This window comes from Bradyrhizobium sp. sGM-13, from assembly GCF_018398875.1.
GTDB lineage: Bacteria > Pseudomonadota > Alphaproteobacteria > Rhizobiales > Xanthobacteraceae > Bradyrhizobium.
On record NZ_JAGWDK010000001.1, the window covers coordinates 527,775 to 538,989 of the forward strand.

Consider the following 11,215-nt stretch of genomic DNA (forward strand, 5'->3'; position numbering starts at 1 on the left):
CCTCGCTCAGACATACCGGTTGACCAATGATTCCAGATATTCTTGACGACCTGAGCGCGGCTGTGGATCGAAGCCGGCTACCAGCGCCCGATCGGCGAGATCGGCGAGCGAACGCTGGCCGGCGAGGATTGCGCGACCCTCCGCCTCAGCCCATCCGGCGTAACGCTCCGCGACCGGCTTCGTCAGCGCCTCAGCGTCGAGCATGTCGGCTGCGGCGAGGAACGCCCGCGCGCAGACATCCATGGAGCCGACATGGGCGTGCATCAGGTCGTCCGGGTCTATGGATTGACGCCTGATCTTGGCGTCGAAATTGAGACCGCCGGTCGTGAAACCGCCACGGCGCAGGATTTCATGAAACACCAGCGCCAGCTCCGGCACGTTCATCGCGAACTGGTCGGTATCCCAGCCGAGCAGGTCGTCGCCGCGGTTGATGTCGAGTGAACCGAACACGCCGAGTGCGCCGGCAAGTGCGACCTCATGCTGGAACGAGTGGCCGGCAAGGATGGCGTGGTTCTGCTCGATGTTGAGCTTAACGTCCTTCAGCAAGTCGTAGCGCTGAAGAAAGCCGTAGCAGGTCGCAACGTCGAAATCATACTGATGCTTGGTCGGCTCCTTCGGCTTGGGCTCGATCAGGATCGGCCCCGTGAAACCGATCTTGTGCTTGTGCTCGACGACGAGCGAGACGAAGCGGCCGAGCTGATCGAGTTCGCGCTGAATGTCGGTGTTGAGCAGCGTCTCATAGCCTTCCCGTCCGCCCCAGAGCACATAGTTCTGACCACCAAGCCGATGCGTTACCTCAAGCGCGGCGCGGACCTGGCCGGCGGCATAGGTGAAGATGTCCGGATCCGGATTGGTCGCCGCGCCCGCCATGTAGCGACGATGTGTGAACAGATTGGCCGTGCCCCAGAGCAGCCGCACTTTGCTCGATGCCATCTTTTGTTCGAAGAGATCGGCGATGGCGTTGAGGTTGGCAACGGACTCTGCCAGCGAGGCGCCTTCCGGCGCGGCGTCGACATCGTGGAAGGTGAAGAAAGGCACATCGAGCAGGCGGAACAGCTCGAAAGCGACGTCGGCCTTGGCGCGCGCCATTGCCATGGCATCCGAGCCATGATGCCAGGGCCTCATGAACGTCTCGCCCCCGAAAGGATCGCCGCCGGGCCAGCAGAACGAGTGCCAATAGCAGACGGCGAAACGCAGGTGGTCCTCGAGCCGCTGACCGTGAACGATGCGATTCTTGTTGTACCAGCGGAAGGCGAGCGGGCTTTTGGCGTCCTTGCCGCCATAGGTGATCGGCGCACTCGCCGCGAAGAATTTGGGTGACACGTTCACAGGGAGAACTCCTTCAACGCAGGATATAGTTTTCGCCACTGGTGATAGGCTTCATCATAGGCGGCTGCGGCGGACGCTCGCGGCAAGAAGCTCGCAAGCCGCCGCGGACGCGTGCAGACCTGCGCAGGGTTTTCGTTGGTTGCGGCAAGCCGGCCGAGCCGTGCCGCGCCAAGCGCTGCACCGACCTCGCCCTCCTCGACGCGGTGGACGGAAATGCCGAGCACATCGGCGCAGATCTGGGCCCACAGCGCCGAGCGCGATCCGCCACCGACGAGATCGATTTCGGTGATCGCCGAACTGGCATCGCCGAGCGCCGCAAGATTGTCGCGCGCAGCAAAGGCGACGCCTTCGAGCACGGCCTGAACGATTTGATCGCGCCCTGTCGCGCCACGCAAGCCGACGAACGCGCCGGTGGCAGCAGCGTCGTTGTGCGGCGTGCGCTCGCCATCGAGATAGGGAAGGAACTTGACCGGGCTCGGTCCGCGGACGGTCTCGCCGAGCGGCGCCAGCAACGCGGCGGCAGGCGTCGCCATAACGCCCGAAAGCCAGGCGAGCGAGGCGGCCGCCGCCAGCATCACGCCCATCTGGTGCCAGAGACCCGGAAGCGCATGACAGAAGGCGTGCAGAGCCGACGCGGGTGCCGGCGCAAAACTGTCGGTGACACGAAACGCGACGCCTGAAGTTCCCAGCGACAGGAACGCATCGCCGGGCGTGATAGCGCCGAGCCCGATCGCGCTTGCGGCACAGTCTCCCGCACCGCCGGCAACCACGACATCTTTCCTCATGCCCCAGCGCTTCGAAAATTCGCAAGCGAGTACCGCGCTGGTCTCGCTGCCTTCGACCAGGCGCGGCATGTGGTGAAGATCGAGCCCGGTGGCATGCAGCAGCAACGCGGACCAGCGGCGCTGACCGACATCGAGCCAGAGCGTCCCGGCGGCGTCCGACATGTCTTCGACCATCTCGCCGGTCAAGCGGTAGCGCACGTAGGCCTTTGGCAGCAGCACTTTTGCTACCCGCTCGAAAATCTCAGGCTCGTGGCGGGTCACCCAGAGCAGCTTTGGCGCGGTGAAGCCTGGCATCGCGAGATTGCCGGCGATGGTGTGGAGCGAAGGACAGCGCCCCTCGAGCGTCTCGCATTCGGCAAGGGACCGGCCGTCATTCCACAGGATGGCCGGACGCAGCGGACGCCCGTCCTCGCCGAGCAAGGTAGCGCCGTGCATCTGGCCGGAGAGACCGATGCCACGCACCTGCGCGACGTCGCGCGGATGAGCGGACGCGAGATCGTCGACGACGCCGATCGCTGCATCAACCCAGGCGTCCGGATCCTGCTCGGACCACAGCGGTGCGGGATGCAAGAGCGCAAGCTCGCGCGCGGCTGTCGCGACGATTGCGCCACCCTCGTTCAAGAGCACCGCCTTCACACTGGACGTGCCGATGTCGATCCCGAGATACACGTCGTTGTCCTCCCTTCCGGCCCGATCGGCGATCTTTGTCGCCTTCCCAACACCGGGCCGTCTTGCAAATCAGTTCTGCAGGCTACGGCAGATTGTCCCGCATCACGATGTCGATCCGGATCTTCTCCTGTTCACTCAGGATCGGCTCGCCCCGGGCGAGCGCGAGCAGCACGCGCACCGCAGCGCGGGCCTCATGTCCCGGGTTTTGCGAGATCGCCGCATCCATCACGCCTTGCAACAACAGCTTGCGCGTCAGCACGGTGACGTCGTGTCCGACGAACACTACCTGCTTCTCGCGACCGGAATCGATCAGAGCCTTGGCAACGCCTTGCGTGCCGGCGCCGACATTGTAGAGGCCGACGATGTCAGGATGTCTGCCGAGCAGCCGCGACATGAGCTGTTCCGAGCGCTCGTCCTCGTCGCGCCCTTCGAGCACGGGCAGCACGTTGAGCGCAGGAAACTCCGACGCCATCACCTGATTGAAGCCGAAGATGCGCTCGGCATGGTCGCGCAGGCCTTGCGAGCCGGCGACGATCGCGACCTTGCCGGATCGCGGACCAACGAGGCGGCCGACCAGCGCGCCTGCGGTGCGCCCGGCGGCGATATTGTCGATGCCAACATAGTAATGACGGCGCGACGACGGCACATCGGAGACCAGCGTCACCACCTTGGCGCCACCATCGACAAGATCGTTGATGGCGGCCCGCACGCTCGGATGATCCAGCGCGACGACCGCGACGCCGTCATACTCGCCGGCAAGAGCCTCCAGCGAGCTAGCGAGAACGGAGGCGTCGAACACGTCAGTTGCGACCATCTCGACCGCGAGGCGGCGGGCCGACAGCCAGCCCGACATCTCGCCGAGATAGGACTGGATCTGCTGCATGAACAGGTTCGGCCCCGACGGCATCACGAAGGCGAAGCGCCGGGCACGGCCACGGGCGAGCTCGGCGCCGGCCACATGCGGCTGGAAGGAGTTGCGCGCGATCGTCTCCTTGACGCGGCGGATCGTGTCCGGCCGCACGCCGGGGCGGTTGTGCAGGACGCGATCGACCGTCGCGAGGCTGACGCCAGCCTGGCGGGCGATGTCCCTGAGCGTGAGAGGGCTGTTAACGTCCGGCTCCTTCATAGGCTGAAGGCTAGCAGAGGTTATTTGAGGTACGCAACTCATTTTGAGGAACACGGCGCCGCAGACCTGGCAGCGGGGAGCCACGCCACAAGAAGCGCGAACGTGGGTAGTTTCAGCCGTGGTGCTAGCGAGCGCGGGCTATGCAGTCTCTTCCTTAGGTAATCGACGTCGCGTCGTCCGTCGCGCAGTTCGGCTCGGCAAGAAGATGACCTCTTACGTTGTCGAGTGTTCTTCGAAAACTTTGACGGATACGTTCGCCACTTGTCGCAGTGCTTCGCGATCGGCGCCTGATGACGCCATTACGCCCATCCCGGCGGATACCGCCGACAGATAGCGCGCCAGCGCGGCAGCGTCGGCGGCCGGCTTCAGATCGCCCTCAATCTTCGCCCTGACGAAGCGTTCGCGCAGCTGATCTTCGGTCAGTGCACGGCGCGCTGCGAGCTCGAAGGGAACGTTCTCCGAACCGGTACCGCAGGCAAGGCCGCCTTGCACGAGCAGGCAACCGGGCGGATTGTCGGGATCGGTTTGGCTGTCTGCGGTACCCATGAGCATTCGCTCCGCGACGTCGCGGGCGGTCGGCGCGCTCAAAACATCCTCCATCCAGGCCGCACGTTTGGCAGTGTACCGATCGAGAGCAGCCTTCAGAAGACCTTCCTTGTTTCCAAATGCCGCATAGAGGCTCGGCGGGTTAATCCCCATCGCCTCGGTAAGCTGGGCAATGGTCGCGCCCTCATAGCCATGTCTCCAGAAGACTTCCATCGCCTGATCCAATGCAGCATCGGCGTCGAATTCTCTCGGGCGTCCCATGGCCATTCGCGTTACTCCCTTGCAGCCGACGCCGTTTTCCGCTCGGCGTTCAATCTAACCTTCTGATTTATCGTGGTTCTTTTATTTGATTTCCAGTCTTGCGGGTTGCGACATAAGATTTTCGTAGTGTGCAGTACATAAGTGTCTTGCGGACCATCGTCCAGCTCCATATCTGTAGTGAACACTACAGATATGGAGCGCGCAAATGCCCCCACCCGCCAATACCTCCCGTTCCGGCCGATTCCAACGCGTTGTCGGCGGCGTTGCCATCATCGGCGTCCTCGCGGCGGCCGGTTGGATCGCGAGCGGCCGCTATTTTCATGCGGCCCAGGCGACCACGGGGACCGCACCCGAGCAGGCCGTCTCCGTCACGATCGCGGTGATCGAGCCGCGTCGTACCGCGCTGTGGGATGACTTTTCTGGACGTCTCGAAGCCGTCAACCGCGTCGAGCTCCGCCCACGCGTCGCTGGCGCAATCCTGTCGGCCAACTTTGCCGAGGGCGCGTTGGTGAAAGCTGGCGATGTCCTGTTCAAGATTGATCCCGCGCCCTACGCCGCCGAAGTGGATAAGGCGAGCGCGCAGCTCGAGGCAGCGAAAGCGCGCGCGATCTTCACTGCGAGTGAAGTCGAGCGCGGCGCGCAACTCGTCGGCAACGCCGTCGTCACGCGGCGCGATTTCGATCAGCGCGAGAACGCCAATCGCGAAGCGATCGCCAATGTGAAGGCGGCCGAGGCGACGCTGCAGACTGCAAAGCTCAATCTAGACTACACCGAGGTCCGCGCACCCGTCGATGGCCGCGTCGGCAAGATCGAGGTGACCGTCGGAAATCTCGTGGCCGCAGGGACTGCCTCCCCGGTCCTGACCTCTCTGGTCTCTGTCAACCCGATCTATGCGAGTTTCGATGCGGACGAAGAGATCGTGCTGCGGGCGCTGAATTCCATTGCAGATAGTTCGGGCAAGCGCGGCAATCTTGATCAGATACCCGTCGAGATGACCACCTCTGGCGGCACATCGGCCAAAGGCCATATCCAGTTGATCGACAACCAGGTCAATGGCCAGAGCGGCACGATACGCGTCCGCGCGGTATTCCAGAACGAGGATGGACGCCTCATCCCCGGCCAGTTCGCGCGGGTGCGGATGGGCCAGCCTCAGCAACAGACGCTGGTGATGATCGACGAGCGGGCCATCGGTACCGATCAGGATAAGAAGTTCGTTATGGTGGTCAGTGACGACAACCGCGCGGTCTATCGCGGAATAACGCTCGGCGGCGCGGTAGACGGGCTCCGCGTCGTGACGGGTGGCCTAAAATCCGGTGACCGCATCGTCGTGAACGGCCTACAACGGGTACGCCCGGGCGCGCTCCTGAAGACCGAAATTGCGGAGATGGGCTCGCGCGGACCGCAGCAAGCATCGAACGCCGGTACCCGGCAAATCGTGCAGCGCTAACAACCGTCAGCGCTTGGGGCATAGCAATGAATCTCTCAAAGTTCTTCATCGATCGGCCGATTTTTGCCGGTGTGCTTTCGATCGTGATCTTCCTGGCCGGCCTGATCTCGCTCTTTGCCATGCCGATCTCGGAGTATCCGGACGTCGTGCCGCCCTCCGTGGTGGTGCGCGCGACCTACCCCGGCGCCAATCCGAAGGTGATCGCGGAGACAGTGGCAACGCCGATCGAGGAGCAGATCAACGGCGTCGAGAACATGCTCTATATGAGCAGCCAGGCAACCACCGACGGGGCGATGACGCTGACGGTGACGTTCCGCCTCGGCACCGATCCTGACAAGGCGACACAGCTTGTGCAGAACCGCGTGCAGCAGGCCGAGCCGCGCCTGCCGGCGGTAGTTCGCCAGCTCGGCATTATCACCAAGAAGAGCTCGCCCGACCTTACCATGGTCGTGCACCTGCTGTCGCCAAACAACCGCTACGACATGACGTATCTCCGCAACTACGCGGTGCTGAACGTCAAGGACCGCCTTGCGCGAATCGACGGCGTCGGTGATGTCCAGCTCTACGGTGCCGGCGACTACTCGATGCGCGTCTGGGTCGACCCGCAGAAGGCCGCCGAGCACGGCCTGACCGCAAGCGACATCGTGAGGGCGATCCAGGCGCAGAACGTTGAGGCCGCCGCCGGCGTGGTCGGCTCCTCGCCGAGCGTCAAGGGCATCGACCTTCAGATGTCGGTCAACGCCGAAGGCCGGCTCGCAAGTGAAGAACAGTTCGGCGACATCGTGGTCAAGACCGGTGCGCGTGGCGAGGTGGTGCGGCTGCGCGATGTCGCGCGCATCGAACTAGGTGCATCCGAATACGGCCTGCGCTCGCTGCTCGACAACAAACAGGCGGTGGCGATCCCGATCTTCCAGGCACCCGGCTCCAACGCGCTCCAGATCTCCGACCGCGTCCGCGCCACCATGGCCGAGATCAAGAAGAACATGCCCGAGGGCGTATCCTATCAGATCGTCTACGACCCCACACAGTTCGTGCGCTCCTCGATCGAGGCGGTGATCCACACGCTGCTGGAAGCGATCGCGCTGGTGGTACTGGTGGTCATCCTGTTCCTCCAAACCTGGCGGGCTTCCATCATTCCGCTCCTGGCCGTGCCGGTGTCGATCGTCGGCACATTCGCCGTGATGTACGTGTTCGGTTTCTCCATTAATGCGCTCAGCTTGTTCGGCCTGGTGCTGGCGATCGGCATCGTCGTCGACGACGCTATCGTTGTGGTCGAGAACGTCGAGCGCAACATCGAAGCCGGGCTGTCGCCGCGAGACGCGACCTACCAGGCAATGCGGGAGGTCTCCGGCCCCATCATCGCGATCGCACTGGTCTTGATTGCCGTATTCGTTCCCCTCGCCTTCATCTCCGGACTCACCGGGCAATTCTACAAGCAGTTCGCGCTGACGATCGCGATTTCGACCGTGATCTCCGCGGTCAACTCCCTGACGCTGTCGCCGGCATTGTCGGCGTTGCTGCTCAAGGGCCACAATGAGCCCAAGGACAGGCTTACCCTCATTCTGGAAAAAGGGCTCGGCTGGTTCTTCCGCGGCTTCAACCGCGCCTTCGCGCGCGCCTCGGAGAATTATAGCGGCAGCGTGTCCAAAGTGATCTCCGGCAAGGCGACGGTGATGGGCATTTATGTGCTCCTGATTGGCCTGACCGCCCTGCTCTTCCAGCAGGTGCCGAGCGGCTTCGTCCCAGGTCAGGACAAGCAGTACCTCGTCGGCTTCGCACGCCTGCCCGACGGCGCCACGCTCGACCGCACCGAAGAGGTCATCCGCAAGATGAGCGACATTGCGCTGACGCAGCCCGGCGTCGAGAGCTCGGTGGCGTTTCCCGGCCTGTCGATCTCCGGTTTCACCAACTCCTCCAACGCCGGAATCGTGTTCTCTACCTTGAAGCCGTTCGAGGAGCGCAAGGATCCCGCGTTGAGTGGCTCCGCGATCGCGGCCGAGCTGAACAAGAAATATGCCGGGATCCAGGAAGCCTTTATCGCCATGTTCCCGCCGCCACCGGTCAACGGGCTCGGCACCATCGGCGGCTTCAAGCTCCAGATCGAGGACCGCGCCGGCCTCGGCTATGACGCGCTGAACGAGGCGACCAACGCGTTCATGGCCGCGATGCAGAAGGCACCGGAAATCGCCGGCGTCTTCTCGAGCTTCCAGGTCAACGTGCCACAGTTGTTCGCCGACATTGACCGCACCAAGGCCTTGCAGCTCGGCGTGCCCGTGACAGAGGTCTTCAACACGCTGCAGATCTATCTGGGCTCGTACTACGTCAACGACTTCAACAAATTTGGCCGCACCTATTCGGTCCGTGTGCAGGCCGACGCGCCGTTCCGCGCGCGGGCCGACGACATCAGGCAATTGAAGGTGCGCTCGTCTTCAGGCGACATGATCCCGCTCTCGGCGCTCTTGAAGATTCGCCAGAGCGCCGGGCCTGAACGCGCGATCCGTTACAACGGTTTCTTGTCCTCCGACATCAACGCCGCGTCAGCGCCCGGCTATTCCTCTGGCCAGGCTCAGGAAGCGGCCACGCGCATCGCCGCCGAAGTGCTACCGCCTGGCTTCGCCTTTGAATGGACCGACCTGACCTATCAGGAGTTCATCGCCGGCAACTCCGGCATCTGGGTTTTTCCACTCGCGATCCTCCTCGTGTTCCTGGTGCTGGCGGCGCTCTATGAGAGCCTGACCCTGCCCCTCTCGATCATCATGATCGTGCCAATGGGGTTGCTTGCCGCGATGTTCGGCGTCTGGATGTCGAAGGGCGACAATAACGTCTTCACCCAGATCGGATTGATCGTGCTGGTGGGATTGTCGGCCAAGAACGCAATCCTTATCGTCGAATTCGCGCGCGAACTGGAGTTCGCAGGTCGTTCGCCGATCCGGGCAGCGATCGAGGCAAGCCGCCTGCGGCTGCGTCCGATCCTGATGACCTCGATGGCATTCATCATGGGCGTCTTGCCCCTGGTGCTCTCGACCGGTGCCGGTTCGGAAATGCGCCGAGCTATGGGCGTCGCCGTCTTCTCTGGCATGATCGGCGTCACGGTGTTTGGCCTGTTCCTGACACCCGTGTTCTATATTCTGTTGCGCACCATCACGGGACTGAAGCCGCTGACCAACCATTCCGCCAGTGTAGCGACCGGTCATGCGCCGGAGCCCGGTCGCTAGTGCGGGACACTCTGATCGAACGACAGACAGTGGTTGGCCACGGCCAAACGTCGAGCGCCCATAGGCCGCGGAACGCATGCGAGCCGCGGCCCTTCGGCGCGGGGCAGATCGAGCCGCGCACGATCGACGAATAGATCAATCTCGACGAGTACGGCCGGGCGTGTGTGCTCGCAGTACGGCTTGCGACCATGCGGTAAGCTGCTTGCATTGACATTTCGGGGGCGCCAGCGAGCTCCAACCGCGACCGCCCGAGTAGCTTCACCGGCGCAACTAGAGACGCGTGAAATTTCCATGCCGGCGCAATCGTTTGCGAAAAAGATGGTCAGTATAATCTGATCCTCGACAACACGCGAAGTGCCCGGGGTGCCCGCCGACCCGAGTGCGGCCCGAGCGCTACTCGGCGTCATCCGATTGGTATGTTCTTCTCTTGAAAATTCGACAGGTTGGCCGGATACTGAGTGGGGTCCTTGGCTATCATCAATCCGAGGAGGACGATCATGGCAATCCAGATTGTGATGGACCGCACCGGCGACAGCCGGCACACTTTCAACTCCCACGACGTACAGGAACTGGCGAGGGCGGAGCAGCGGTTTTATGAGCTGACGAAGGCCGGCTTCACCGCCGCCGTGCGGACGGATCACGGTCAGATCTCGCAGATACGATCGTTCGACCCTACGGCGGAAGAAACCCTTTTCGTCCCTAGGTTGGTCGGCGGGTAGTCGGTCTTGTTCAGTTTCCGACTGCTGCCGCCCAGCGCCCGCGCCCGCATGAGAGCGGCGCGAACCCTCTTCATCAGGCACGGCGCGGAGAGCACGCCAGAGGGGCGGTCGCTGCTGCTCTTGCGGGAATGGCTATCGCCCGGTCAGCGCGAGCAGTTCGCCAAGAGGGGCTACTTCGAGGTGGTCGGAAGCGACAGCGGAAAGCGGTACAGGATCCACGCCGGTGCCTCGGTGAACGTCTGCGAGATCGACGAAAAAGGTCGCCTGAACGAGGGCTTATGTTTCCTGCCGATTGGTGCGCTGCCGATCGGAGATGTCATGCTAGCCCAGAAGATTGCCTTGGAAACATGCGAAGGCAAGGCGCGCGCCGTTGCCAGGAGGTTCACTCCGAACGGTTTCCATTTCAGACAAACTCGACCTCTCGGCTGACGCGGCTGACTTCATTACGGCTGCGGCGAAGCCTATGCTGATCTTCACTGCGGCTTCGACGCCTTTCTTTGCGGCGTTCTCCTTCGTCGGCTTCGTACCGGAGATCGCCAGCATCTCCTAGCCCTCTCCAGGCTATCCTTCTGCTTCTCCCAGCGATCATCCTCGGCTTGCCACCGTTCTTCGAGTGCCCCACGCTCGGCCTCAATGGCGCTTGCAGTTGTGTCATGCTCCCGCTCGGCTTTTTAAGTGCTGCTTGCGCCTTAGCGAATCGCCTGCTCGCGACGTTTCCTTTCCTTCGCCCTGCCAGCCTCTTCTTTCCGGCGCTCGCTTTCACGCTGCCTCTCTGCTCTCTCGTACTCCAGCGCAGCCTAGCGGCTGCCTTATCGTCGCTGTTGCAAGACGGCTCCTTTTTGGCCTACAGGGCGCGCCTTCTTCTTCTGTCGTTGCCATCATCGCCGGACGGGTCTGTAGGCAGGGCGACATGTTCGGTGAACGGTCCGTTCGATCCAAGGGCGCGCCTGAGAACGACGCCGGGTTTTCCAATGGTCGACGACCTCGGGATCCTTGGTTGCTTCGCTTGTCAGCTACTTGGGCGTACGAAATCGCAGAGCACCGTAGGCGGCCGTGCAAAAAGTGAGCGGCCCGAGACATAGGTGACAGAACGTACCGGACACATGGGTTACACTTTC

Annotated in this window: 8 protein-coding genes; 3 read left to right on the top strand and 5 right to left on the bottom strand. The window is 62.9% G+C overall.

The genetic code is table 11. The features are described 5' to 3' along the window. Window positions 1–6: 6 nt before the first annotated feature. From xylA to KJQ96_RS02460, 4 genes are all read right to left on the bottom strand, one after another. Window positions 7–1,329 (bottom strand): xylose isomerase, encoded by a 1,323-nt coding sequence (gene xylA, locus KJQ96_RS02445; RefSeq protein WP_213285090.1) that lies wholly within the window; start codon window positions 1,327–1,329, stop codon window positions 7–9. Beyond that, window positions 1,326–2,783, bottom strand: coding sequence for a xylulokinase (xylB, locus tag KJQ96_RS02450; protein WP_213285091.1), 1,458 nt, complete (start codon window positions 2,781–2,783; stop codon window positions 1,326–1,328). The genes xylA and xylB overlap by 4 nt, the downstream gene beginning before the upstream one ends. A gap of 82 nt (window positions 2,784–2,865) precedes the next feature. Continuing rightward, window positions 2,866–3,909 (bottom strand): LacI family DNA-binding transcriptional regulator, encoded by a 1,044-nt coding sequence (locus tag KJQ96_RS02455; RefSeq protein WP_213285092.1) that lies wholly within the window; start codon window positions 3,907–3,909, stop codon window positions 2,866–2,868. A gap of 213 nt (window positions 3,910–4,122) precedes the next feature. Then, complete coding sequence (locus KJQ96_RS02460; RefSeq protein WP_213285093.1) at window positions 4,123–4,722, bottom strand: TetR/AcrR family transcriptional regulator; 600 nt, start codon at window positions 4,720–4,722, stop codon at window positions 4,123–4,125. Window positions 4,723–4,921: 199 nt separating this feature from the next. Between KJQ96_RS02460 and KJQ96_RS02465 the strand changes: the two genes are divergently transcribed. From KJQ96_RS02465 to KJQ96_RS02475, 3 genes are all read left to right on the top strand, one after another. Continuing rightward, window positions 4,922–6,163, top strand: a complete 1,242-nt coding sequence (locus KJQ96_RS02465) for an efflux RND transporter periplasmic adaptor subunit (RefSeq protein ID WP_213285094.1) — start codon at window positions 4,922–4,924, stop codon at window positions 6,161–6,163. A 26-nt stretch (window positions 6,164–6,189) separates the two neighbouring features. Further along, a complete protein-coding gene (locus KJQ96_RS02470; protein ID WP_213285095.1) occupies window positions 6,190–9,378 on the top strand; it encodes an efflux RND transporter permease subunit in 3,189 nt (1,062 codons plus the stop codon). A 497-nt stretch (window positions 9,379–9,875) separates the two neighbouring features. Then, window positions 9,876–10,097, top strand: coding sequence for a hypothetical protein (locus KJQ96_RS02475; RefSeq protein WP_213285096.1), 222 nt, complete (start codon window positions 9,876–9,878; stop codon window positions 10,095–10,097). A 321-nt stretch (window positions 10,098–10,418) separates the two neighbouring features. Here the strand turns inward: KJQ96_RS02475 and KJQ96_RS02480 are convergent, their stop codons facing one another. Further along, complete coding sequence (locus KJQ96_RS02480; RefSeq protein WP_213285097.1) at window positions 10,419–10,640, bottom strand: hypothetical protein; 222 nt, start codon at window positions 10,638–10,640, stop codon at window positions 10,419–10,421. Window positions 10,641–11,215: the final 575 nt, after the last annotated feature.

What these genes read in the sequence shown, in the direction of transcription:
- KJQ96_RS02480 (WP_213285097.1), bottom strand. Translation starts at nt 10,640, where the DNA reads ATGCTGGCGATCTCCGGTACGAAGCCGACGAAGGAGAACGCCGCAAAG.
- KJQ96_RS02470 (WP_213285095.1), top strand. Translation starts at nt 6,190, where the DNA reads ATGAATCTCTCAAAGTTCTTCATCGATCGGCCGATTTTTGCCGGTGTG.
- KJQ96_RS02455 (WP_213285092.1), bottom strand. Translation starts at nt 3,909, where the DNA reads ATGAAGGAGCCGGACGTTAACAGCCCTCTCACGCTCAGGGACATCGCC.
- KJQ96_RS02475 (WP_213285096.1), top strand. Translation starts at nt 9,876, where the DNA reads ATGGCAATCCAGATTGTGATGGACCGCACCGGCGACAGCCGGCACACT.
- KJQ96_RS02460 (WP_213285093.1), bottom strand. Translation starts at nt 4,722, where the DNA reads ATGGCCATGGGACGCCCGAGAGAATTCGACGCCGATGCTGCATTGGAT.
- KJQ96_RS02465 (WP_213285094.1), top strand. Translation starts at nt 4,922, where the DNA reads ATGCCCCCACCCGCCAATACCTCCCGTTCCGGCCGATTCCAACGCGTT.